Source organism: Stenotrophomonas rhizophila (assembly GCF_003751305.1).
In the GTDB taxonomy this organism is placed as follows: domain Bacteria; phylum Pseudomonadota; class Gammaproteobacteria; order Xanthomonadales; family Xanthomonadaceae; genus Stenotrophomonas; species Stenotrophomonas rhizophila_B.
Genome location: NZ_RJKV01000001.1, coordinates 1,550,460 through 1,574,466, shown reverse-complemented (window position 1 = coordinate 1,574,466; position 24,007 = coordinate 1,550,460). Strand labels below are relative to the sequence as shown.

17 protein-coding genes are annotated in these 24,007 nt (G+C 66.4%); 13 read left to right on the top strand and 4 right to left on the bottom strand.

Annotated features, from left to right (window positions below; genetic code table 11):
• Positions 1 to 62: 62 nt before the first annotated feature.
• On the top strand, positions 63 to 3,056 hold the full coding sequence (locus tag EDF74_RS07060; protein ID WP_260232202.1) for a TonB-dependent receptor: 2,994 nt from the start codon (positions 63 to 65) through the stop codon (positions 3,054 to 3,056).
• Positions 3,057 to 3,105: 49 nt separating this feature from the next.
• On the opposite strand, the gene EDF74_RS07055 is transcribed toward EDF74_RS07060, so the two are convergent.
• The 4 genes from EDF74_RS07055 to EDF74_RS07040 form a co-directional block, all read right to left on the bottom strand.
• Positions 3,106 to 3,432, bottom strand: coding sequence for a thioredoxin family protein (locus tag EDF74_RS07055; RefSeq protein ID WP_123729396.1), 327 nt, complete (start codon positions 3,430 to 3,432; stop codon positions 3,106 to 3,108).
• A complete protein-coding gene (locus EDF74_RS07050; protein ID WP_123729395.1) occupies positions 3,426 to 3,890 on the bottom strand; it encodes a flavodoxin in 465 nt (154 codons plus the stop codon). The genes EDF74_RS07055 and EDF74_RS07050 overlap by 7 nt, the downstream gene beginning before the upstream one ends.
• A 12-nt stretch (positions 3,891 to 3,902) precedes the next feature.
• Positions 3,903 to 4,943 (bottom strand): ribonucleotide-diphosphate reductase subunit beta, encoded by a 1,041-nt coding sequence (locus tag EDF74_RS07045; RefSeq protein WP_123729394.1) that lies wholly within the window; start codon positions 4,941 to 4,943, stop codon positions 3,903 to 3,905.
• A gap of 149 nt (positions 4,944 to 5,092) precedes the next feature.
• Complete coding sequence (locus tag EDF74_RS07040; protein ID WP_123729393.1) at positions 5,093 to 7,474, bottom strand: ribonucleoside-diphosphate reductase subunit alpha; 2,382 nt, start codon at positions 7,472 to 7,474, stop codon at positions 5,093 to 5,095.
• Between the two features lie 469 nt (positions 7,475 to 7,943).
• On the opposite strand from EDF74_RS07040, the gene EDF74_RS07035 reads away from it, so the two are divergent.
• The 12 genes from EDF74_RS07035 to EDF74_RS06980 all read left to right on the top strand — a co-directional run bounded on the left by EDF74_RS07035 (position 7,944) and on the right by EDF74_RS06980 (position 23,947).
• On the top strand, positions 7,944 to 9,143 hold the full coding sequence (locus EDF74_RS07035; protein WP_123729392.1) for an MFS transporter: 1,200 nt from the start codon (positions 7,944 to 7,946) through the stop codon (positions 9,141 to 9,143).
• Entirely contained in the window at positions 9,140 to 10,318 is a 1,179-nt protein-coding gene (locus EDF74_RS07030; RefSeq protein WP_123729391.1) for an isochorismate synthase, read from the top strand. Before EDF74_RS07035 ends, EDF74_RS07030 begins: the two co-directional genes overlap by 4 nt.
• Before the next feature lie 16 nt (positions 10,319 to 10,334).
• A complete protein-coding gene (locus EDF74_RS07025) occupies positions 10,335 to 11,987 on the top strand; it encodes a (2,3-dihydroxybenzoyl)adenylate synthase (protein ID WP_123729390.1) in 1,653 nt (550 codons plus the stop codon).
• Positions 11,987 to 12,622, top strand: coding sequence for an isochorismatase family protein (locus EDF74_RS07020; protein ID WP_123729389.1), 636 nt, complete (start codon positions 11,987 to 11,989; stop codon positions 12,620 to 12,622). The genes EDF74_RS07025 and EDF74_RS07020 overlap by 1 nt, the downstream gene beginning before the upstream one ends.
• Positions 12,619 to 12,870: a phosphopantetheine-binding protein gene (locus EDF74_RS07015; protein WP_123729388.1), complete on the top strand. Its 252-nt coding sequence runs from the start codon at positions 12,619 to 12,621 to the stop codon at positions 12,868 to 12,870. The genes EDF74_RS07020 and EDF74_RS07015 overlap by 4 nt, the downstream gene beginning before the upstream one ends.
• Positions 12,871 to 12,881: 11 nt before the next feature.
• Positions 12,882 to 16,778, top strand: coding sequence for an amino acid adenylation domain-containing protein (locus EDF74_RS07010; RefSeq protein ID WP_428999147.1), 3,897 nt, complete (start codon positions 12,882 to 12,884; stop codon positions 16,776 to 16,778).
• Complete coding sequence (locus EDF74_RS07005; protein WP_123729386.1) at positions 16,775 to 17,545, top strand: 2,3-dihydro-2,3-dihydroxybenzoate dehydrogenase; 771 nt, start codon at positions 16,775 to 16,777, stop codon at positions 17,543 to 17,545. Before EDF74_RS07010 ends, EDF74_RS07005 begins: the two co-directional genes overlap by 4 nt.
• A gap of 333 nt (positions 17,546 to 17,878) precedes the next feature.
• Positions 17,879 to 18,511: a response regulator transcription factor gene (locus EDF74_RS07000; RefSeq protein ID WP_123729385.1), complete on the top strand. Its 633-nt coding sequence runs from the start codon at positions 17,879 to 17,881 to the stop codon at positions 18,509 to 18,511.
• Positions 18,512 to 18,806: 295 nt separating this feature from the next.
• Positions 18,807 to 19,313, top strand: a complete 507-nt coding sequence (locus EDF74_RS06995; RefSeq protein ID WP_123729384.1) for a CS1 type fimbrial major subunit — start codon at positions 18,807 to 18,809, stop codon at positions 19,311 to 19,313.
• 61 nt (positions 19,314 to 19,374) lie between these two features.
• Positions 19,375 to 22,080 carry a TcfC E-set like domain-containing protein gene (locus EDF74_RS06990; RefSeq protein ID WP_123729383.1) on the top strand — a complete coding sequence of 902 codons (2,706 nt, stop codon included), beginning with the start codon at positions 19,375 to 19,377 and terminating at the stop codon, positions 22,078 to 22,080.
• The gene (locus EDF74_RS06985) at positions 22,077 to 23,213 is read left to right on the top strand and encodes a CfaE/CblD family pilus tip adhesin (RefSeq protein WP_260232201.1); all 1,137 of its coding nucleotides are present in this window, start codon (positions 22,077 to 22,079) and stop codon (positions 23,211 to 23,213) included. The genes EDF74_RS06990 and EDF74_RS06985 overlap by 4 nt, the downstream gene beginning before the upstream one ends.
• Before the next feature lie 20 nt (positions 23,214 to 23,233).
• On the top strand, positions 23,234 to 23,947 hold the full coding sequence (locus EDF74_RS06980) for a pilus assembly protein (protein ID WP_260232200.1): 714 nt from the start codon (positions 23,234 to 23,236) through the stop codon (positions 23,945 to 23,947).
• The last annotated feature ends 60 nt before the right edge of the window (positions 23,948 to 24,007 follow it).

Below are 24,007 nucleotides of genomic sequence, written 5' to 3'. Positions count from 1 at the left end.
GCGCATCAATGCAACGTAAGTCCGCTGTTCCCGATCGTATTGTTGGCAGGCAACGCCTGCGCATGCTGCTGCTCGCATCTTCGCTGCTCAGCGCGTCGGCATTTGCACAGAGCACGGTAGGTGACATCAATGGCCTGGCCCCAGGGTTCACCGGTGGCGAGGTGCGTGTACGCAACCTGGATTCAGGCGTTACACGCGAGAGCGCGATCAGTGCCGACGGACGATTCCGTGTCGGTGCGCTAGGCGCAGGCCGCTATGAAGTGGAGGCAACCGGTGCCAACGGCGACGCCCGCACCATTGTCGTCACCGTCATTGCCGGTCAGACCACCAGCGCCGACATGAGCCGCGCGGCAACGCTGGACACGGTCAACGTCCGCGCCCAGCTGGGCGCCACCATCGATCTGGGCAGTGTCGAGTCGCGCACGACGTTCACTGCGGAACAGCTCAACGCCTTGCCGGTTGGGCGCGACATCACCAGCGTATCCTTGCTCACGCCGGGCACCGTCGCCAGCAGCGGCTACTTTGGTCCAGCGTCGTTTGGCGGCGCCTCTGCCGCCGAGAACAGCTACTACGTCAACGGCTTCAATGTGACCAACCTGTTCGACAGCCTCAGCTTCTCCGAGGTCCCGTTCCAGGCGATCGATCAGCTGGACGTCCAGACCGGTGGGTATGGTGCGCGTTATGGCTTTTCCACCGGCGGTGTCACCAGCGTCAACGTCAAACGCGGCACCAACGAATGGAAAGGCGGTTTCAGCTGGACCACGGCCCCGAACGCGTGGCGGAGTACCGAACCCGACACGCTCCGTACCGACGGCACGTTGCTCCGCTCGTACGACAACAACAGCAGAAGCAGTGATGTTGCCTCGGCGTGGATCGGTGGTCCGCTGATCAAGGACAAACTGTTCATGTTCGCGCTGGGCAGCATGAGTCGCGCTGAGCGAGAAACCTATTACGGTCGAACTGCGGACGCCTCCCGCTCACCTCAGGATCCCTCCAACCCAAAGCCACCGACGTCACTCTCGACAACGGCGGAGCAGTATGCCTCCAAGGATCCTTACTGGCTGGTCAAACTGGATTGGTACCTCAACGACAACAATCACCTCGAGTACACGGGTTTCGGCAATCGCCGCCGCTATCACTACGACAACTACACGGCCGCCTACGACAGCGACAGGCCTGATGCCGAGGCAAGCAAGAAAGACTATCTCGGCCGCCTGTATCGTGAGCGCGACGGCGCCACGCATGTCCTGCAATGGACGAGCTACCTCAGTGATGCGCTGACGGCCAGCGTCCGCTACGGCCAGATGCGCAACAAGAACTCGGATTACACGATCAGCCCGGATGGGAAGCGCTCGGATTACGACGGCAACATTCTGAGCCCTGACGGCGACTGTCCTTACGTTTTCGATGCCGTTCTCGGCAAGCGGGTAGGGTGCGCCGTCACCAGCCAGATCGATGTCAAGGATGGCAGCAACGAACGCACCAGTGCGATGGTCGATTTCACCTGGCAGCTGGCCGCGCATCAGCTTGGCTTTGGCTACAGCAATGACGAATGGACATCGCGTCAGGGCACCGCGTACTCGAGCGGCGCCTACTGGCGTCTCCACGAGAACTATGCGCGCAGGATCAACTTCCGCACCGGCGGCACCATCGGGATCAAGCAACGCTCCTGGTATCTCGAAGATCATTGGCAGGTCAACGATGCCTTCATGCTGTATGCCGGCCTGCGCAATGATTCCTTTGACAACCGGAACAGCGATGGGGTGTCGTTCGTCAAGCAGGACAACATATGGCAGCCGCGCGGTGGCTTTGCCTGGGATGTGATGGGCGATGGAAGCAGCAAGCTGTTCGGCTCGCTTGGCCGCTACTCACTTCCGATTGCCGCCAATGTGTCGCTGCGCGCGGCGTCGGCGTCGTATTACACCAATGAGTACTTCACCTACGACGGCTATGATCCGGTTACCGGCAAGCCGAACATCACCGGCTCCTACCGCGGCGGAAGTGCGGACAGCGTTTACAACGGTGCGGATGGGTCAGCACCCGATCCCAAGGCCGTGGCATCCAAAGGCCTGAAGCCCTACACCCAGGACGAAGCGATCCTGGGGTATGAACACCGTCTTCAGTCCTCGAATGCCTGGGTTGACGGCTGGACGCTGGGTGCGAAAGTGACCTATCGCCGCATCAACAACGTCATCGATGACACCTGCGATGCCCGCTCGCTGTACAACGCGGCAAAGAAGGCGGGCTATGACCTGTCCAACTGGGACAGTCCCTGGGAGGTGCCGTCCGGCATCCCGGGGTGCTGGATATACAACCCGGGTGAGGACCTGAGGCTGAGCATCGATGTGGATGGCGATGGCAAGCCGGATGAGATCACGGTGCCGGGCGACGAACTCGGCCCGAAGGCCACGCGCAGCTATCGTGCCCTGTCACTCTCTGCTGATCGTCAGGGTGAGCGTTGGTATGCAAGCCTGAACTATACCTGGGCTAAGCTGCACGGGAACTACGAGGGGCTGGTGAAGAGCACCAACGGCCAGGACGATACCGGCACCACCTCGGACTTCGACTTCAAGGAACTGATGTACGGTGCGGATGGCTATCTCTTCAATGATCGTCGCCACAGCTTCAAGCTGTATGGGTCGTACGACCTGACGGACCAGTGGCAGGTGGGCGCCAATCTTCTGATCCAGTCTGGCACGCCCATCACCTGCCTGGGCGGCGGCTACGGCACGTTCGGTACCGAGTACGGCTACGCCGGCGTCTTCCATACCTGTAATGCCGATATGGAGGATGTGGTCGGCCTGGGCAGCAGCGGCCGTACCCCGTGGGTTGCCAGTCTGGATCCCACCGTGATCTACCGGCCCGCTGCCGTGAAGGGGCTGAGCGTTCAGTTTTCTGTCCTCAACCTCTTCAATTCGATCAAGCCGTTGCAGGTGTACGAGACCAAGTACAGCGTCGACTCGACCGGTACCATCACCGACTTCTTCAACCACGAGAAAGCCAAGTACTACACCAATCCCCGCTATGCGCGGCTGCAGGTGCAGTACGACTGGTAATCCCGCTCCGCTCGACCCTGCCTCCGCGCAGGGTCGAGCCGGGACTGGGTTATAACGCAGCGCCCAACACTGCCAGAATCTGCTTCGGCGACTGGAACCCCGCCAGCCGCGCCGTTTCGTGACCGTCCCGCACCACCAGCAGCGTCGGCGTCTGCCGCAGCCCCAGTTCGCGGAACAGTCCCTCACCAACCGTTTCCAGCTTGACCTTCAACACCGTCATCCCCGCCTCCGCGATGGCGCCAGCGACACTGGCCAACGACATCTCCAGCATCCGGCACCCCGGGCAGTCGTCCTTATGGAAATCCACCAGCAGGGCCGGGTGCTCGCGCAGGGCGGCGTGGTAATCCTCAGCGGTCTGGGCGTACAGGGTCAGCATGTCGTAGGGCTCTCGGTATGGACCAACACGGTGTCGGCCCAGTGGTGGATGGTGTGGGTGTCTTCGGCGCCGTGCGGCATCTGCTCGATCTCCAGCACTGGATACGAGGAGCCGAAGAACCGCGCCAGCCGGTGGGCGGCGCCGCAGTAGTACTCCTCGCCCCATTGGGTCTCGCCGGTACCGAATACCGCCACCGGGAACGGCAGTGGCAGCCCGAAGTGATCACGCAGCGCGGCCACGCAGTCCTTCATCTCCGCCGGGGTACGCCCGGCGTTGTCCGTCCAGGAACCGACCAGGCACAGGGCAGGCGGCTCTCCCGCCAGCGCCACGGCAACGTCGCCGGCATCCACGTCGACCCAGTCCACACGGTGCCCCAGAGCCTCGCAGCGCGCCCGGATCAGCGCAGCCACCTCACGGGTGTTGCCGCTCAGCGAGGCGAAGGCCAGCAGGATATGCATTTGCACGCCTCCTTACAGGTCGTCAAACCCATTGTCCGCATTGGTCTTCTTGTAACTGGCGTTGCGCATTTCGAAGAAGTCGGTCTTGGTCTCGGTGAAGTTGTCGGCGTAGGCCTTGATCCACGGCATCACGTTGACATTGGTCTCGCTGTACAGCTTCTCGATGCCGAGCATGCCGGCCATCTTGTTGGCGCGGTACTTCACGTAGCGGATCATTTCGTCCACGTCGATGCCGTCGATGCCGTCCAGCACTTCGCCGGTCCAGCGCGTTTCCAGCTGGATGGCGTGCTCGAAGGCCTCATGCACGTAGGCGGTCAGCTGCTCGCCCTGCAGCGCTGGATTCTCGCCGATGATGGCGCGGATCAGTTCGCTGATGAACTTGGTGTGGGCCAGCTCGTCGCGGTTGATGAAGCTGATGATCTTGCCGGTGCCGGTCATCCGGTTCTGGCGGACCAGGTTGTAGAAGAACGCGAAGCCGGAGTAGAAGTTGATGCCTTCCAGGATCGAGGACTGGATCAATGCGCGGATCAGTGTCTCGGCGGTCTTCTCGCGCATGAAGTCGTCGTAGGACTGCATGATCGGCGCGTTGCGGGCCAGGATGGTCGGGTGGGTGCGGGCAATCTCGAACACCCGGTTCTGGTCGGCCAGCCCGGCGATCGAGGCGAGCACGTAGCTGTAGCTTTCGTTGTGGATCACTTCCTGCTGGCCGATGATCGCCGCATTGGCATGGGCGGCGGGATCGGTGATGTACTCGGCAACGTTGTAGATGAAGCGCGTCTGCGGCGAGTCCAACGTGGCCAGCAGGCCGATGATCGACTCGTAGGCGTTCTTCTCGCGCGCATTGAGCTCGCCGTACTGGCGCGCGTCGCCCTTCATGTCGACTTCGTCCGGAATCCAGAAGTTGGTCGAGAGCTCCTTGTACGCCCGGTAGAAGGACGGGTAGGGAATGTCGTTCCAGTTGAGGATGCCGCTGGTGCGGCCGTTGATGATGCCGGTGGAGCGGTTGGGGTGGCGCGGTTCGAGGATCTTGATGCGTTCGAGGGGGATGGCCATCGGGGTGTGTCCTTGTTTCTCTTCGGGCAGTGCGAGTTGCCGGCCAGCGGCCGGCACTACCTGGCATGGGTGGGGTTGCCGGCCAGCGGCCGGCACTACCGGTCAGTGCGCTGACGACCAACGGTCGTCAGCTACCGGGCTGACGTGCGTCAGCTGCTGCACCATTCGCACTCAGCAATATCGATGTCGTTGGAGCGCACGTAGTAGGTCGTCTTGAGCCCTTCGCGCCAGGCACTCATGTGCAGCGCGAGCAGGGTGCTGGCGCGGATGGTGCTCGGCACGTACAGGTTGAAGCTGATCGACTGGTCCACGTGGCGCTGGCGGCGGGCGTTCTGGCGGATGCTGGCGAACTGGTCCACCCGGTAGGCGCCTTTTTCGTAGTAAGGGTAGGTCTCCAGCGAGAGCCCCGGTGCGGCGACCGGGCGGCGGAAGTCCTTCTTTTCTTCGTAGTAGAACGCGCCGTATACCGGGTCGATCGAGGCCGTGGAGCCGGCGATCTGCGCGGTGCTCATGTTGGGGGCGACCGCCATCAGCCAGCCGTTGCGCAGGCCGTTGACACCCACCTGCGCCGCCAGTTCCCGCCAGGCCGGGCTGTCATAGCCACGGGCGCGGAAGTACTCACCGTTCTGCCAGTCGCTGCCGACAAAGGCGCTATAGCGTCCCTTTTCCTTGGCCAGGGCCATGCTGGCCTGGATGGTCAGGTAGTTGATGCGCTCGTACAGGCTGTCGGCGTAGTCCTCGGCCTGGGCGGAGTTCCATTCGATCTGCTGCAGGGCCAGCAGGTGATGCCAGCCGAACGTGCCCAGTCCGATCGCGCGGTACTTGCGGTTGGTGATGGTGGCCTGCGGCACCGGCAGCTGGTTGAGGTCGATGACGTTGTCCAGCATCCGCACCTGGATCGGCACCAGCCGCTCCAGCACGTCGCTGCTCAGCAGGTCCGGGGCGGCTGTCACCGCGCGGCCCAGGTTGATCGAAGACAGGTTGCACACCACGAAATCGCCGGCCTGTTTGGTCGTCACGATCTGGTCGCCGCTGATCATTTCCTGGATCATGCGGGTGGGGCTCATGTTCTGCAGGATCTCCGTGCACAGGTTGCTGGAGTAGATGCTGCCGGCATGCTTGTTCGGGTTCATCCGGTTCACCTCGTCCCGGTAGAACATGAAGGGGTTGCCGGTCTCCAGCTGGCTGACCATGATCCGCTTGAACAGCTCGATGGCCTTGATGGTGCGCCGGCTGATGCGCTCGTCGGCCACCACCTCCTCGTACTTCTCGCGGAAGCTGCCCTGGCCGCGCTGCTCATCGTGGAAGTCCTGCAGGTACCAGCCCTTGATCCGCTTCACCTCATACGGGTCGAACAGGTACCAGTCGCCGCGCCGTTCCACCGCTTCCATGAACAGGTCCGGCAGGCACACCGAGGTAAACACATCGTGCGCGCGCAGGCGCTGGTCGCCGTTGTTCAGGCGCAGATCGAGGAAGGCCTCGATGTCGCGGTGCCAGACATCCAGATACACCGCTATCGCGCCCTTGCGCTGGCCCAGCTGATCTACGCTGACGGCCGTGTTGTTGAGCTGTTTGATCCACGGCACCACGCCGCCGGAGGAATTGGCCACGCCGCGGATCGAAGAACCGGCCGAGCGGACATAGCCGAGATAGGCGCCCACGCCGCCGCCGTGCTTGGAGACCCGCGCCACGTCGGTGTTGGAGTCGTAGATGCCCTGCAGGCTGTCGTCCACCGTGTCGATGAAGCACGAGGACAGCTGGCCGCCGACCTTGCCGGCATTGGCAAGCGTCGGTGTTGCCACCGTCATGTACAGGTTGGACAGCGCCCAGTAGGCCTCGCGGACCAGCAGCATGCGCCGTCGGCGCGAGCGCTCGCCGTGCTCGTGTTCGTGCTGCATCAGGTACAGCGCGATGGTCAGCCAGCGCTCCTGCGGCAGCTCGTAGACGGCGCGCGAGTGATCGGTGGCGAGGTAGCGGGTGGCCAGCAGGTACAGGCCGTTGTAGGCGAACAAGGTGTCGCGCTCGGGCTCGATCATCTGCCCGGCTTCCTCCAGTTCGTCCTTGGAATAGGCCTTGAGGATGTCGATCGAATACACGTTGCGGTCGGCCAGGCTCTCCTGCAGACCTACATACGAGCCGTACTTCAGCGTGGCATCGTAGAACCGGTTCTTGCTGGCGCGCTTGTACAGGCGGCGCAGGTACAGGCGGGCGGCGAAGTGTTCCCAGTCCGGCGCGGTCAGGTCAATGCGCGATTCCGCCTCGCGGATCAGCAGGTCCACCATTTCATCGGCGCTGAGCTGCTGGCGACGTGCGATCTGCCCCAGCACGCTGCGCAGGTAGTCGGCCACGTCCAGCTGCGGGAACTCGCCATGCACGCTGTGCACGGTACGCGCCAGCCGCGCCTGGTCGAACGGCATGCGTCGGTTGCCGCCCTCCTTGGTGATCCACAGCGTGTCACTGCCGGTGGCCGCATCAACGGGGGTGTCAATGGACGGGGTGAGGGTGGAAGCGACGGTGTCGTCGGTGTTCATGCGTTCTCCATGCATGGCGCAGAGCCCAGCAGGCGGCGCGGCAGAGCCGTGCGGCAGCCGGACAGAAGGCGTGATTGGTGGGCAGGCCCTGCGTGTGCAGGAATACGTCGCCGCTGGCTCACATCGGTGGCGACGGGCCATGCTTCCAGGCGCCGGTCAGGTGGGCGCAACGGGGCGTTTGCAGCACGCGGCGTTGCGACGATGCACCGGACCTGGCGGAAGCGGGGAGCCGATGGGCACAACATAGTGGGGTATGAGCGGGTCGTCAACCGAATATGTGGTGCTTTTTTGTCGCAGGGTGGGGTCGCCTGCACACATGAACGTCCCATACACATGCACTATCAAACGCAAATGCGAGCCGTTATCATTTAATGGATCACAGGGCGGTGATGCGTTCGTAACCGGATGGCAGAACCGCGCGCGCGTCGGCGCACCGCGTGGTTCAACTTCTTATTGGCTGTGGTGTTCAATGTCTTCACGTCCCGTCGTTTCCGGTTTGCCCGCGCTCGTTTCCGCCGCGTTGCTCGGCACCATGGCGATGATGGCGTTCGTGTCCGTGATCGGTCCGGTGGTGCGGGTGTTGGGCCTGGCCGAGTGGCATGCCGGCCTCTCGGTCACCGCGGCGGGGGTGTTGTGGATGCTGTCGGCGCGCCGCTGGGGCGCACTCAGTGATCGCATCGGGCGCAAGCGCGTGCTGCTGATCGCACTGGCGGCCTACGCGGTGATCTACGTGGCGCTGGCGGTGTTCGTGGATGTGGCGCTGACCTCACCGCCGGCAATCTGGCTCTCCGTGCTGGTCCTGGTCGGCACGCGTGCCCTGGTCGGGCTGTTCTACGCCGCCGTGCCGCCGACCGCCGCGGCCATCATCGCCGACCAGGCCGCCCCGGGGCAGCGCGGCAGCGTGATGGCCAAGCTTGGCACCGCCAATGCGCTGGGCATGGTGCTGGGCCCGGCCGCCGCCGGTTGGATCGCCTACCAGAATCTCTCGCTCACCCTGTATGTGGCCGCGTTGCTGCCGCTGTTGTCGCTGCTGATGATCTGGTGGCGCCTGCCGAACACGCCGCCGGTCGCGCCGACGCACACCGGCCCCAAACCGACGCTCGGCCTGGGCGATGCGCGCCTGCGCCTGCCGTTGCTGGCGGTGTTCGTCGCGATGATCTCGGTCACCGTCGCGCAGGTGACGGTCGGCTTCTTCGCGATTGATCGCCTGCAGCTCTCCCCGGCAGACGGCGCACGCATGGCCGGGCTGGCTCTGACCGCCGTCGGTGTCGGCCTGATCTTCGCCCAGGGCCTGGTGATGAAGCTCAAGGACATCCGCCCGACGCGCTGGATCCTGGTGGGTGCGCTGATCTCCGGGCTGGGCTTTGCGTCGGTGGCGCTGGTCAGCGTGCCGTGGCAGCTGCTGGCCAGTTACGCGATCGCTGCGTTCGGCATGGGTTTCGTGTTTCCCAATTTCCAGGCGCTGGCGGCTGATTCGGTGGAGGCGCACGAGCAGGGCGCTGCCGCAGGTACGGTCGCGTCGGTGCAGGGCATGGGCATGGTGGTCGGGCCGATGATCGGCACACTGCTGTATCGGTGGTCGCCGAGCGCACCGTACCTGTTGGTAGGCGCGGTGCTGCTGGTCCTGGCAGTCTCTGCCGCCCTGCATCGCGCGCGGGGCGCGGCATGAACGAGATGCTCGCCACGGGTGTGACCGATGAGGTGACCGACACCGCCACCGTTGATGCGGCCGACGCCCCGTATTTCCTGCTGCGCAGCCCGCAGCAGGCGATGGAAGCGCACGGTGTCCGTGCGCGGCTGCCATCCGATGCCACCGCCACCTTGGCCGAGCGTGTCGCCGCGTTCTTCGCCGCGCCGCGCTCAGGCCCGCGCCTGTTGGTGGGGGCGGTGCCGTTTGATCCCCAGCAGGGCGATGCGCTCTATCAGCCGGATCAGGTGTCTGGCCAGCCCACGGTGGTCCGGGTGGAAACGCCGACGCTGGTCGGCGATGTGCTCGCCGAACCGTCTGCCGATGCGTATGCGCAGGCGGTGGCGGCCGCAGTCACGGAACTGCAGCGCACCGACAGCCCGTTGGAAAAAGTCGTGCTTGCGCGCAGCCTGCGGGTCACCACAGCGCAACCGCTGCATCCGCGCGTGCTGGCCGCGCGCCTGGGCAAAGACCCCAGCGTGGCGACCTACGTGGTGCCGGTACCTGCGGCACGCCCGAACGACGCGGCCTGGCTGGTCGGCGCCACGCCGGAGCTGCTGGTCTCCAGGCGCGGTGACCGTGTGCTCTCGCATCCACTGGCCGGCTCAGCCCGTCGTTCGGCCGATCCGGCCGAGGATGCACGCGCCGCGGAGACGCTTCTGGCGTCGGCCAAGGACCATGACGAGCATCGCCATGTGGTCGAGGCCATCGTGGCCGCGCTGGCACCGCTGTGCCTTCACGTCGAGGCACAGCCGCGGCCGACACTGCACGCCACTGCCACCATGTGGCATCTCGGTACCCGCATCCACGGCACGCTGAAGGACGCCTCGGTGTCTTCTGCCGCCCTGGTCGCGCTGCTGCATCCCACCCCGGCGGTGTGCGGCACGCCGCGCCAGCCGGCACTTGAGCTGATCCGTCAGGCCGAACCGGTCGCACGGGGCTTCTATGCCGGCGCCGTTGGCTGGACCGATGCGCAAGGCGATGGCGACTGGTATGTGGCGATCCGCTGCGCTCGCGTGCAGGGCACCGAAGTGCGCCTGTATGCCGGGGCCGGCATCGTCGCCGAGTCCCAACCCGAACTCGAGGTGGCCGAAACGGCTGCCAAGTTCATGGCCCTGCTGACCGCGCTCGGCGTCCATGACGTTCGTCCTTTCTGATGTGCGGGAGCTGTCCATGAACGCATCCTTTTCTTCCTCCCGGGTGCCGCTGCGCCAGGTCTGGCCGCCGGCCCTGGTCGCGCGCTATCGCGCGGCCGGCCATTGGCGCGGCGAGACCTTTCCGGGCTTCCTGCGCGAGCGTGCCGAGCGCTTCGCCGGTGATATCGCGGTGGTCGGCGGTGATACGCGCCTGACCTACGCCCAGCTGTGGCAGGAGGCCGGCCGCATCGGCGCCGGCCTGCTCGCGCAAGGGCTGGTCCCGGGTGATCGCGTGGTAGTGCAGCTTGGCAACGTGCCGGAATTCGTGACCGTGGTCTGCGGGTTGTTCCGCGCGGGTTTGATCCCCGTGTATGCATTGCCTGCGCACCGCATCACCGAGGTTGCGCACTTCGCGCGCAAGGCCGAGGCCAATGCCTATATCACTGCGTCCAGCTACGAGGGGTTTGACTACCGCACCCTCGCGCACGCGCTGCAGGCGCAGGTGCCCGAGGTGCAGCACGTCATCATCGCCGGTGACGCGGCCGGCTTCACCGCGCTGGCATCGCTGGCAGGCGACCTTGATCAGCTGCCCGCCGATCCCGACCCGCAATCGGTTGCGTTCCTGCAGATCTCCGGGGGCAGCACGGGGCTGTCCAAGCTCATCCCGCGCACGCACGACGACTACCTGTATTCCTTCCGCGCCAGCAACGCGATCTGCGGCATCACCCAGGACAGCGTCTATCTGGTCGCGCTGCCGGCCGCGCACAACTTCCCGATGAGCTCGCCGGGGTTCTTCGGCACGCTGTACGCCGGTGGCCGTGTGGTGATGAGCCCTGGCGCGGGCCCGGAGACCGCGTTCGGCCTGATCGCGCGCGAGCGGGTGACCTGTGTCGGCCTCGTGCCGCCGCTGGCGCTGCTGTGGGCGCAGGCCGCCGCAACCACTACGCAGGACCTCTCCAGTCTTCAGGTGGTGCAGGTCGGCGGGGCCAAGCTGGTGCCGGAAGCCGCGCGGCGGGTGATCGCCGGGCTGGGCTGCACCCTGCAGCAGGTCTTCGGCATGGCCGAGGGCCTGGTCAACTACACCCGCCTGCACGACAGCGAGGAGATCATCGTTTCCACCCAGGGCCGCCCGATCAGTGAAGACGACGAGGTGCTGGTGGTCGATGACCACGGCAACCCGGTTGCAGACGGCGAGACCGGCCATCTGCTTACCCGCGGCCCGTACACCATCCGCGGCTATCACAACGATCCCGCCGCCAACGCACGCGCCTTCACCGAGGACGGCTTCTACCGCACCGGCGACAGGGTGCAGCGCCTGCCGGGTGGCTATCTGGTGGTGCAGGGCAGGGCCACTGACCACATCAACCGTGCCGGCGAGAAGATCTCCGCCGAAGAGATCGAAGACCACCTGCTGGCGCACCCGAGCGTGTTCGATGCGGCGGTGGTCTCCATTCCCGATGCCTACCTTGGTGAACGCAGCTGCGCCTTCATCATTGCCCAGGGCGAGCCGACCAAGGCCGCCAGCCTCAAGGCCTGGGTACGCAGCCGCGGCCTGGCGGCGTTCAAAGTGCCGGACCAGATCGTGTTCGTCGATGCCTTCGGCACCACCGCGGTCGGAAAGATCAGTCGCCGCGAGCTGCGTGCCCAGCTGCGCGAACGTTTCATGCAACAGACAGGAGAACCGCGCTGATGGCGCTGCCCAAGATCCAACCGTACCCCCTGCCGACCCAGGCCGACCTGCCCACCCCGCGCGGTGCCTGGCAGCCGCAGACCGAGCGCCTGGCACTGCTGGTGCATGACATGCAGCGTTACTTCCTGGCCGCGTTCGCGCCGGATGCCGCGCCGCTGGCACCGGCTGTGGCCAACATCGCCCGCCTGCTCGCGCATTGCCGCGCCCGTGGCATCCCGGTGTTCTACACCGCCCAGCGGGGCAACCAGGATCGTCGCGACCGGGGCCTGCAGGCCGATCTGTGGGGCCCGGGCATGTCCGCCACCGAGGAGCACGAAGCCATCGTCGATGCCGTGGCCCCCGCTCCGGGTGATCATGTGCTGGTCAAGCACCGCTACAGCGCGTTCCAGCGCAGCAATCTGGAGACGATGATGCGCGCCCGTGGCCGCGATCAGCTGCTGGTCACCGGCGTGTACGCGCACATCGGCTGCACGGCCACGGTCGCCGAGGCCTTCCAGCGCGACATCGAGAGCTTCATCGCCGCCGACGCCGTCGCCGATTTCTCGCGCGCCGATCATGACCTGGCCCTGCACTGGATCGCCCGCACCTGTGGCGTGCCGATGACCACCGATCACCTGCTGGAGACCCTCGCATGACCGCACTCACCCTGGCGCGCATGCGCGCCGATGTCGCCGAGATGCTCGGTGAAGCGCCCGAGGACATCAGCACCGGGGAGAACCTGATGGACCTCGGCCTGGATTCGATGCGTGTACTGGGGCTGGTGCTGGCCTGGGGCAACACCGGCATCGCGCTGGAGTTCAGCCATCTGGCCGAGCACGCCACGCTCGACGGCTGGTGGACGGTGGTACAGCGCCTGCAGGCACAGGCGGCGGCCAGCGCATGAAGGCCCGTGCGGTGCCGGGTGCGGCCGAGCCCATCGTTCGCGGACTGAGCGAGGCGCAGGCCGGCCTGTGGTACGCGCAGCGCCTGGCGCCGGACAACCCGGCCTTCAACACCGCCCATGCGGTATGGATCGAAGGGGCGCTGGACGTCGCGGCCTTCGTGCGCGCCGCCGATCAGGCCGCGCAGGAAGCCGATGCACTGGCGCTGCGCATGGTCGAAAGCGCAGAGGGCTTGCCCGTGCAATGGGTCGATCCACAGCACATGCCGGCGCTGCAGGTGGTGGATCTGTCCGATCAGCCGGACCCGGCCGCGGCGGCGCGCGAGGCGATGCAGCGCGACCGCCTCAACCCGGTCGATCCCGCCCGCGACCGGCTCAGCCAGCAGCGTCTGTTCCTGCTTGGCCCGGCACGCAGCGTCTGGTATCTGCGTGTGCATCACCTCGCCACCGATGGCTATGGCATGGGCCTGCTCACCGAGCGCGTCTGCGCGCTGTATGCAGGCGACACGCAGCACGCCGAACTGGCGCCACTGTCCCCGGCGCTCGATGAAGACACCGCGTACCGTGCGAGCGAGCGCCGCACGCGCGATGCCGCCTACTGGCGCGAGCTGATGGCCGATGTGCCGGCCGCGACCGGTCTGCAGGCCGGGCTTGCTGCCGCCGCACCGGATGCACTGCGCCACGTACAGTCGATTGCGCCGGCCCTGCGCGAGCGCCTGCACCGTGCCGCCGCCGCGATCGGCCAGCCCTGGCCGGACCTGTTGACCGCGCTCGGCGCCGAGTACTGCCGCCGGATCAGCGGCGAAGCGGAGGCCGTGATCGGTGTGCCGTTCATGGGCCGGCTTGGCAGCGTCTCCGCCCGAGTGCCGGCGATGGTGATGAACGTGTTGCCGCTGCGGGTCGCGGCCGGGGAGGGCAGCGTCGATGCCTTCGTGCGTGACGTCGCCCTGCGCCTGATGCGGGGCCGCCGCCACGGGCGTTACCGCGGCGAGCAGCTGCGGCGTGACCTGGGCCTGATCGGTGGCCAGCGCCGCCTGCATGGCCCATTGGTCAACGTACAGCCGTTCTATCGGCCGCTGCAGCTGGCGGGCGTCCACGCCACGCTGGAGGTGCTGTCCACGGGGCCTGTCGATGATGTGACCCTGGGCTTCCGTGGCGATGGCACGGCCGTGCTCGATCTGGAGATCGAGGCCAATCCCACGCTGTATACCCCCGCGCAGGTGCAGGCGCACGCCGCACGGCTGGTGCATTTCGTGTCGGCCGCGCTGGAGGTGCAGGCCGCCGGCGGCGACATTGCAGCGGTGCCGTTGTGCACGCCAGAAGAAACGCAGCGCTATCTATATGACATCAACGCTACCGCCCATCCTGTGCCCGAGGTCAGCCTCGCCGCACTGATCACCGGATGCATGCAACGTACGCCCGAGGCTGTCGCGGTGGTCTTCGGCGGGCAGCAACTTACCTACGCTGCGCTGGAGCAGCGCAGCCGTGCCTTGGCGCTGCAACTGCAGGCCCAGGGCGTCGGCCGCGAGGCGAGGGTGGTGATCGCGCTGCCGCGCTCGCTGGAGCTGATCATCGCCCTGGTCGCGGTGCTGCGCGCGGGCGGTGCCTATCTGCCGGTCGATCTGGCCCACCCGGATGAGCGCCTCGCCCGTATCCTTCGCTCGGCGCAGCCGGTCTGCGTGCTGGCCCAGGCACAGGATCGCGAGCGCTTCGCGGGCACGCCGGTGCTGGTGCCCGCGCAGTGGCACCCCCACAGCGACGCCGACGTGACCGCCGCACCGCAGCCGCAAGACGCTGCCTACGTCATCTATACCTCCGGCTCCACCGGCGAGCCCAAGGGCGTGTTGATCGAGCACCGCGCCATCGTCAACCGCCTGGCGTGGATGCGCGAGCACTACGCCTTCCAGCCGGACGACCGCATCCTGCAGAAGACCCCGGCCACCTTCGATGTCTCGGTATGGGAGTTCTTCCTGCCGCTGATCAGCGGGGCAACGCTGGTGGTCGCACCGCCCGAGGCGCATCGCGATCCCCTGGCGCTGGCCGCCTTGATTCGCGAGCACGCCATCACCACCCTGCATTTCGTGCCGGCGATGCTGGCCGCGTTCCTGGCGGCCCCGGCCGCGCGCGGGTTGCAGTTGCGGCGGGTGTTTACCAGCGGCGAAGCGCTGGATGCCACGTTGCGTGACCGCTTCCATGCCACCGTCCACGCCGACCTGCACAATCTCTACGGTCCCACCGAGGCCGCCGTGGATGTCAGCTTCTGGCCGGCCAGCCGGGATGACGCCTCCGCGCCCGTGCCGATCGGCCATCCGGTCTGGAATACCCGCCTGTATGTGCTCGATGCCAGGATGCAGCCGCTGCCGCCCGGCGTGGCCGGTGATCTGTATCTCGGCGGCGTGCAGCTGGCACGCGGCTATCTCGGCCGCGACGACCTCACCGCCGAGCGCTTCCTGGCCGATCCCTTCGTGCCCGGGAGCCGGCTGTACCGCACCGGCGATGTGGCGCGCTGGCGCGAGGATGGCGCCGTGGAGTACCTGGGGCGCAACGATCACCAGATCAAGCTGCGCGGCCTGCGCATCGAGCTCGGCGAAATCGATGCGGCACTGCGCGCGGCCCCCGGCGTCACCCGCGCCGAGGTGCTGCTGCGTGAGGACCGCCCGGGCGAGGCGCGGCTGGTGGCCTACCTCAATGCCGGTGGCCCGGACCAGGAAACGCTGCGCACCCATCTGGCCGCGCGCCTGCCGGACTACATGGTGCCCAGTGCCTTCGTGCCACTGGAACAGTGGCCGGTCACCGGCAACGGCAAGCTGGATCGTGCCGCGTTGCCGGCGCCCACCCAGGCGGTCTCCACGGGCATGGCACCGGTCAGCGCAACCGAGCAGGCGCTGGCCACGCTGTTCGCACAGACGCTCTCACTCACCGCACCGGTCAGCGCCGACGCCGATTTTTTCGCGCTGGGCGGTGACTCGCTCAGTGCCGTGCACCTGCTGCTGGCCATCCAGCAGCAGTGGCGTTGCGATCTCGGCCTGGGCGCGGTGTTTGCCGCGCCGACGGTTGCTGGGCTCGCTGCGCGCATTGACGCACCGACTGCGGCCACCGATCACGGCTTGGCACCCATGATCCGGCTGGCCAGGGGCGATGCCGCGCTCGCGCCGCTGTTTGTGGTCCATCCCGCCGGCGGCATCGCCTGGAACTATCGGGATCTGGCCCGGGCGCTGTCTCCCACGCGCGAGGTGCAGGGCCTGCAGTCGCCCGTGCTCGATCCCGACCAGCCACTGCCCACCAGCATCGAGGCGCTGGCGGCGGACTATGCAGCGCGCATTCTTGCGTTGGGTCGGCCCGGCCCGGTGCATCTGCTGGGCTGGTCGGTAGGCGGCATCCTCGCCCAGGCGATGGCGGTGCACCTGCGCAGCCTCGGCCATGAGGTTGGCGTGCTGGCCTTGCTCGATGCCTACCCCAGCGAGTGCTGGCGGGCCGAGCCCGAGCCGGACCCGATCGCCGCGCTGCGCGCCCTGCTTGCGATCGCCGGCCATGATCCGGATGCACACCCCGAGCTGGACAGCCGCGCGCGCATCCTGGCCTTCCTGCGCCGCGGAGACAGCGCGCTGGGTAACCTGCCGGATGTCGTCCTCGATGGCGTGGTCCGTGCAGTCACCGGCACCAACCGGTTGATCCGCGCCCATCACCACACGCACTACGAGGGTCCGCTGCTGCACGTCCGTGCCGGCCGCGACCACGTCGCCCGCCCGCAGCTTCAGTCCGCCCTGTGGCAGGCCCATGCAGCGCACGTAGAGGCGATCGAACTCCCCCACCTGCACGCCGAACTCACCGGTCGCGACGCCGTGACGCAGATCGCGCCGTGGCTTGATGCACATCTTCAGCGGCATGACGCACACAGGACATCGGCATGAAACTCACCGGATTCGACGGCACCATCGCCCTGGTCACCGGCGCCAACGGCGGCATCGGCGCGGCCTTGGTCGAGCAACTGCGCGACAGCGGCTGCACCGTGATCGCCACCGATGTGGTCGCGCCGGTCATCGCCGCGGCGCCAGGGCAGGCAACAGTACATGCCCGTGCATTGGATGTGACCGACTCGGCCGCCGTCGATGCGCTGGTGGCCTGGGCGGAGGCCGAGGTCGGCCCGATCGGCTTCGGCATCAACGTGGCCGGCGTCCTGCAGACCGGCACTGTGGCCGAGACGGAAGATGCGCAATGGCGCCGGGTATTCTCGGTGAATGCAGACGGCGTCTTCCATGTCTCGCGTGCGCTGGCACGCGTGATGTCGCCGCGCCGCAAAGGGGCGATGGTCACGGTCAGCTCCAATGCCGCCGGCGTCCCGCGGCATGGCATGGCCGCCTATGCGGCCTCCAAGGCGGCCTCGACCATGTTCACCCGGTGTCTCGGCCTGGAGCTGGCGCCACTCGGCATCCGCTGCAATATCGTCGCGCCCGGGTCGACGTTGACCCCGATGCAGACCGGTATGTGGGCAGACGAACAAGGTGCCCAGCATGTCATCGCCGGAAACCCGGAAACCTACAAAGCAGGTATTCCGCTGCAGAGGCTCGCCCGCCCGGATGACATCGTCTTCGCCGTGATGTTCCTGCTTTCCGAGCAGGCCGGCCATATCGCCATGAGCGATCTTTACGTGGATGGCGGCGCAACGCTACGCGGTTAGTCGTAGTGACGCGCGCACGGTATAGCCCGCGCGCGCGACTCGGCAGGATAGTCCGCGCCTTGAGCGTTTCGCAGTGAAAAACGATACCAATCTCTCCAATTGAGATAGCCCCCGCAGATTCGAATTTATGCAATTCGGTTCATAGAGTGCGGGCTGTTCAAGCGTTTACGGTGCTTGGGACCACGTAGACGCAGGGAAGCCGTCGAACAGGGAAGATTGCGCACACTTCCGTTGTGGCGTGGTGACTGAACACTCGAAAGCCTGCTGGGCCGCCGCGATGGTGGCCCGGGCAGGCGGTCGTGTCCGTGTCGTTTACCTAAGCGAGGCAGTGCCATGAAACGCATTCTGATTGCGGACGACCATCCGGTCGTTCGCTTGGGTCTTCACTCCATTCTGTCCCGCGACCCGCGCTTCCATGTCGTCGGCGAGGCGGCCGACCCCGGCCAGCTCGAAGAGTGGCTTGCCAACGCCCCATGCGATCTGGTCATCACCGATCTTTCCATGCCATGGGGGCGGCGCCCCGATGGTGTCCGCATGCTTGCCGGGCTGCGCCGTGACTATCCGGAGCTGCCCCTGTTGGTGGTCACCACCTTTGGCAATGAAGAAGTACTGCGTGCCGTACTCAAGCTGGGGGTCAGCGGCATCCTGGAGAAAACGAGTGGACTACCCGCGCTGATCGAGGCAGTGGACGCTGCCCTGCGAGGTGGCTGCTACTTACCGCCCGAGTTGGCGCATCGATTGCGGCGCCGTGAAAAATGTGGGGCGCGGCTGACCGCACGCGAATCAGAAGTGGTGCGCTTGCTGGCCCATGGCCTGGGCGTCAAGGAGATCGCCGATGTCCATCGCCGCACTGTGAGCACCATCAGCCGGCAGAAGGGAACGGCGATGAAGCGGCTGGGGCTCACGTCCGATTTCGAACTGATGGTTTACGCACGCGCCGTCGGCCTGTCGCCCAGCGGCGGCTGACACGCCGCGCACGCAAAAGCGGCTCATCGCGTCGCCGGTGACGCCGCGTCATTGCGCATCACCCCGGCAAGGCGCGCTGCTGCAATCACCGCAGCAGCGTCGCCGTGCGCGCACAAACAGCCTGCAATGCACGCCGCGTTCGCGATTTCGTGGCCACGTTGAAATTAGTCAAGTTGTTGCATGGTGCGGCGCAGCTTGCATCCCTACTGTTGCGCCCTGTCTGCGAGGGCCGCACTGCGGCACCCCACGCCTCGCAGGCAGTCAACCGCGATCCACACACCCAAGGAAAGAACGCATGAACCTCCTGAAGAAGCTTTTCGTCGCCGCCGCACTGGCATCGGCCTCCCTGTCCGCACACGCCCTGGAAGCGCACATCCAGGTCTGGGCCGACGTTGATCCGACCCTGGCCCTGCTGAAGGCTGACGGCACCGCACTCGATGACGTCGTCAAGCTGGAATACCGTCCGGGCCCGACCACCACCGGCAGCCTGGTGCCGTGGAGCGACAGCGTGCGCGTCTTCTCCAATGACGTCAGCAAGGACGTACAGGTGCGGCTGATCCAGGCCGCTGTGCTGCAGGCACAGATCGGTACCGGTACGGCCGTGCCGCTGACCGTGAGCCTGAAGGGCAAGCCGCTGACCATCACTGCCCAGGACTTCACCGCGGCCGAGCTGTTCACCGGCTCGATCCCGGGTGCCTCGGTCGAGATGCCGTTGGAAATCCGCCAGACCACGCCGGCCACGATCACCGCTGCCGGCCGTTACGAAGGCCTGGTGAGCATCGCCATGGTGCAGAAGCCGTAATCAGCGCCCATACCGCGCCGCTGCCGCCTCGTGCGGCGGCGGCGCTGTGAGGTCAACCATCATGCCCAGGCATTTTCCCTATCCCTCCCGTCTCTCGGTCGCGCTGTGCGCGGCACTGGCCTGTGCGCCACTGGCCGCAGCGCCCGTGCCCTCAGGGTTCGAAGATCTCGTCGCCGGGCAGATCGAACAGCTGGACATCCGTGTGATGGGCCAGTCGGCAGGCGTCTGGCCGGTGTTCGTCACCCCCGATGGGGTACAGATCCAGCAGCCGGAGCAGGTGCTCGCCGCATTGAATCTCGCCCCTGGTGCGCGTGAGGCATTGCTGCCGGCGCTGAACGCATCGCTGCCACGCAACAGCCATCTGGCCTGCCGCTACACCGAGCCGGCAGCAGGCTGTGGCTATCTTCCGCCACCCCAACAACCGGACGCCGCCGCTGCCATCTTCGATGAAGGCGAGGGCGTGCTCAACCTGTTCCTGCCGCGCCAGTGGCTGCCACAGGCCAGTGCCGAGCGCGAACGCCACCATCGCCCCACCGCAGGTGCGCAGAACGCGTTGCTGCACCAGCAGAGCCTCAACATCAGCGGTGGCAGCGGCTATCAAAGCCTCTCCGCGCAGGGCACCGGCATGCTCGGTGTGTTCCGAGATGCCCACCTCGGGCTGGACTGGACCTACAACCGTCAGCAATCACGCGGGGGCCGCAGTTACCAGGACCTCAGCATCAACGACGCTTACCTGCGCCATGATCTGCAGCGCAGGCACTACGTGCAGCTCGGTCGCATGGACCGCCGCAACCTGTCCAGCGCACTCGGCGGCAACTTCTCGTTCGCCATGCTGCCGCTGGATCGCTTTGAAGGCATCCGCTTCGGCACCACCCAGGCCTATGTCGATCAGTCCGCCATGGGCCAGGGCACGCCCCTGACCGTACTTCTGGGCCGCAACGCACGCGTGGATGCCTACGATGGCGAGCGCCTGCTGCAATCGTTCTATCTGGACAGCGGCATCAACGATGTCGATACCACGCGCTTCCCGGCCGGCAGCTACATCGTGACCCTGCGCATCTATGAAGATGGCGTGCTGGTCCGCAGTGAAGAGGCGCCGTTCAACAAATCCGGCATCAACTGGGATGACCAGAGCCTGCAATGGTTCGTGCAGGGCGGGCGGGTCATCTCGCGCGATGCGCGCGATCACGATTCCGCGTTGCAGGCCGGCGTTCGCGTGCCGCTGCGCCGCGACCTTGCACTGACCCTCGGCTCGGCCATGGTGGACAACGTCGCCTATGGCGAGGCGCGCCTGGAAGGGCGCAAAGCCTTCGGCACCCATGAATTCACCGGCAGCAGCGCCCTGCTGCGCGGCGCCGATGGCAGCCACGGCACGCAGCAGCAGGCCAGCTATCGCCATCGCGTTTCTCTCAATGCCTACCACCAGCGCATGCGCGGTGGGGCCTGTGTGGGCCGCTATCTGAGCGCCGAATCGCTGGGGTGCCAGGATTCGTTGAGCGGCTCGATGTCGGTGCCGGTGGGGCAGGGCAATCTCTACCTCGGCTATACCCGCCGCACCACGTATTCCCCGCGCCGTGGCGATCTGGACCTGCCGTGGTTCGACGACACCTGGCTGCTGGATCCGCCGCCCGCCCTGTTCCGGGAGCCGCAGCTCACGCGCACCCTGCAGGCCAACTACAACCGCAGCCTCATGTGGGGCGGTTTCAACATCGCCGCACGAGCCGGTATGTTCCGCCAGCATATCGGCAGCAGCAACGGCCCGCGCCGCGATCAGGGCGTGACCCTCAACATGACCATTACCCGCCTGGAGCGCAGCCGCACCAGCACCCGCCAGGATCGGCTGGGCGTGGATATGCAGCATGGCCGCGATGACCAGGCCGCGCTCGGCTACCGCATCGGCCAGACCCGCCGCTGGGAATCGGGCATGGGCTACCGCGAGGTGGGCGGTGAGCTCAACGGACGCAGCGATCATCGCCAGGGGGCGATGATCAGCGGGCGCCGGATGGGCAGCGTCGGCACCACCGGCGCCACCGTCTCGCACTACCGCGGCGATGGCCGAAGCGACACTGCCTACAGCGCCTCGCACACGTCTTCATTCGCGTGGACACGCGGCGGCCTGTTCTGGGGCGCCGAGCTCGGCAACGGCGCCGGTGTGGCCGTGCAGGTGGAAAGCACGGAAGACCTCAGCCTGCAGGGCCAGGCCGCTGAAGTGCGGGTGAGCGGTGCACGCCGCCAGCTGCTGCGCTTCGGTGATCGCCGGCTGCTGCCACTCAGCAGTTACACCGCCACCCGCGCCGAAGTCCAGGACGTCAGCTCGCACGAGGTCGCCGCGGCGGTCCGCGTGGACGGGCACGGTCTGGGAACCTCCCTGTTCCTGCCGCCGGGGCGGCTGATGATGATGCCCATCGCACTTGATCTCACCTACACCTTCATCGGCAGCGCGCACGACGACGAAGGCCACGCGCTGGAAGGCGCACGGATCCTCAACGCACCGCTGCCCTCCCTGGGGCGCGACGGCGGCTTCATCGCCGATTTCCCGCAGCGTGAGAAGACCCTGTACCTGCTGCAGGCCAATCGCCTGCTCGAATGCCCGCTGCAGGTGCGCGAGCAGCGCAGCGTGGTGTTCCTGGTTGGCCAGGTGCGCTGCCGGCCGCTGGCGGTGGAGCGGCTGCCGGCCAAGATCCAGCAGCAGGCCCGCGTGCAGCGCTTGCTGCACGAGCAGGCACTGATGGACAAGGTGCCTTCGGTGGCGGGGGCGCAGCTGTGAGGGCGTGCCGTTGGGTGGTGGCGGTTGGGCTGACGGTGGCCGGGGCTCTGCCTGCGTGGGCGCAGCGGCCGCCGGAGACGCATCCCACAAGCGAGAGTCGTAACGTCGTGCTCAGCTACGACCGTTCGTCCAATCATGGTGACGAGGTCCTCTGGGGGGAGCGGACGCCCATCGCCTACAGCCCGGACGATAGCGTTGACTACAGCAAGCTGCACTTCACGTGTCGATCATCCACAGATGCTGCGACGGGAAAGTGTCCAACCCGGGATAACGCACAGACTGGGGCTGGGCACAGCGAAATCCCCTTGCGATTCCGCGAGCGCCGCAGTGGGCTTGCCTCTGAAGTCGCTGTTAACGGGTGGATAGAGCGCATTCACACCGCCCGTAATTGCTTCGGGACTTGGGAGGGCACCCGACGACCGGTATCCACGTCGCTTCATTCTACGTGTTCAGGCGTTCTGCCAGACGGAACCGGTGCCTATCTCGCTATACCCGCATCAGAGCTTCAACGCCTGGTTGCAGGCCGTTGGGATGCGGAGCTTGTGCTGGATCTCAGGGGAGAGACGGATGGCGCACCGCTGGCCACCTACACCTTCACGTTTGATCTGACGATCACCGACTACGCCAACGCCAGCATCTACTTCCCGCTGTACGACCAGATCACGCCGCTGGTCAACCTCAACATCGATTACAACCCCATCGGCCCGCCGCCCACCGTGGGTGGCAAGGCGACGCTGGACATGTGCCTGTACGACGGTCTTGGCTCCCAGGTGGCGTACATGGAAGTGACCATCGATGACGGGGCCCGCGCAGCCCCCGGGCGGCCCGATGGCATGTACTCGGTGTGGCACGGCGCGGGCGGTAACACCGAGAGTGATCACCTGGATTACGACATCGACCTCGACTACGGGGGGCGGCCGCTGAGGATGCGCAACGGGCGGATGCAGGTTCTGCCCGGCATCGATACCGCCCAGCTGCGCATGGTGGTGCTGCCCGGCATGAGCTACCCGGTGTACTGCGTGCCCACGCCACTGACCCTGCGCACGCCTCGCGTGCCTGCATCCACCAAGGCGGCTGGCTACTACCAGGGTGAGCTGAGCATCAAGGTCGTCCTGCCTCCGTCTTCGCCCTGACCCTTACCACGAGATCCTTCATGAACCGCATGACTGCGCCGCTGTGTGCGCTCTTCCTCCTGGCCGCCGGTGCGGTGGCCGCCCCGGCGTACGCCAATATGAGCGTGCATCCCATGCGTCTGGCGGTGCACGACGCACGCGGCGGGCAGATCCGCGTGCACTCGCAGAGCACACGGGTGCAGTACGTGCAGCTGCGCGTGCAGCGTCTGCTGGATCCGGCCACCCCTGACGAGCGCGAGGTGGATGTCGCGCCCGGGGCGCTGGAGGGCATCGCCGTCACCCCAGGCAAATTCGTGCTGGCCGGCGGCGGCAATCGCCTGGTGCGCGTGATTCCCTTGGCGGCCGTGGATGAAGAAGCGGCCTACCGCGTGTACTTCGAAGGCGTGCGCCCGCCCAGCGAGATCGGCACCGGCGACGAGCCTGAGGAATCCTCGGCCAACATCGGCGTGAACCTGATCTGGGGCGCCTTGGTCCACCTGATTCCCGCGCAGCCCGTTGCGGACATGCGCGTTGATGGCAACACGCTGCACAACACCGGCAACGTGCGCCTGGGGGTGACGGAGATCCAGGCATGCGATGCGCAGAACCAATGCACAGCGCACACCATCGATCACAGCGTATACCCCGGTGTCCGCTTTCCGCTGCCGTTCGATACGGCCGGCAAGAAGCTCACCGTGACCTATCGCCTCAGTTACGCCAGCTACGAGGATCGTCAGCACGTGCTGATGCCCTGAGCGGCGCTACACGTCCCCCAACCCCACTGCGCGCCAACACAACTGTGCCGGGCGCGGATG

Bases quoted from the DNA above. Each gene is read 5' to 3' on its own strand.
- EDF74_RS07060 (WP_260232202.1), top strand. From the start codon at position 63: ATGCTGCTGCTCGCATCTTCGCTGCTCAGCGCGTCGGCATTTGCACAG.
- EDF74_RS07055 (WP_123729396.1), bottom strand. From the start codon at position 3,432: ATGCTGACCCTGTACGCCCAGACCGCTGAGGATTACCACGCCGCCCTG.
- EDF74_RS07050 (WP_123729395.1), bottom strand. From the start codon at position 3,890: ATGCATATCCTGCTGGCCTTCGCCTCGCTGAGCGGCAACACCCGTGAG.
- EDF74_RS07045 (WP_123729394.1), bottom strand. From the start codon at position 4,943: ATGGCCATCCCCCTCGAACGCATCAAGATCCTCGAACCGCGCCACCCC.
- EDF74_RS07040 (WP_123729393.1), bottom strand. From the start codon at position 7,474: ATGAACACCGACGACACCGTCGCTTCCACCCTCACCCCGTCCATTGAC.
- EDF74_RS07035 (WP_123729392.1), top strand. From the start codon at position 7,944: ATGTCTTCACGTCCCGTCGTTTCCGGTTTGCCCGCGCTCGTTTCCGCC.
- EDF74_RS07030 (WP_123729391.1), top strand. From the start codon at position 9,140: ATGAACGAGATGCTCGCCACGGGTGTGACCGATGAGGTGACCGACACC.
- EDF74_RS07025 (WP_123729390.1), top strand. From the start codon at position 10,335: ATGAACGCATCCTTTTCTTCCTCCCGGGTGCCGCTGCGCCAGGTCTGG.
- EDF74_RS07020 (WP_123729389.1), top strand. From the start codon at position 11,987: ATGGCGCTGCCCAAGATCCAACCGTACCCCCTGCCGACCCAGGCCGAC.
- EDF74_RS07015 (WP_123729388.1), top strand. From the start codon at position 12,619: ATGACCGCACTCACCCTGGCGCGCATGCGCGCCGATGTCGCCGAGATG.
- EDF74_RS07005 (WP_123729386.1), top strand. From the start codon at position 16,775: ATGAAACTCACCGGATTCGACGGCACCATCGCCCTGGTCACCGGCGCC.
- EDF74_RS07000 (WP_123729385.1), top strand. From the start codon at position 17,879: ATGAAACGCATTCTGATTGCGGACGACCATCCGGTCGTTCGCTTGGGT.
- EDF74_RS06995 (WP_123729384.1), top strand. From the start codon at position 18,807: ATGAACCTCCTGAAGAAGCTTTTCGTCGCCGCCGCACTGGCATCGGCC.
- EDF74_RS06990 (WP_123729383.1), top strand. From the start codon at position 19,375: ATGCCCAGGCATTTTCCCTATCCCTCCCGTCTCTCGGTCGCGCTGTGC.
- EDF74_RS06980 (WP_260232200.1), top strand. From the start codon at position 23,234: ATGAACCGCATGACTGCGCCGCTGTGTGCGCTCTTCCTCCTGGCCGCC.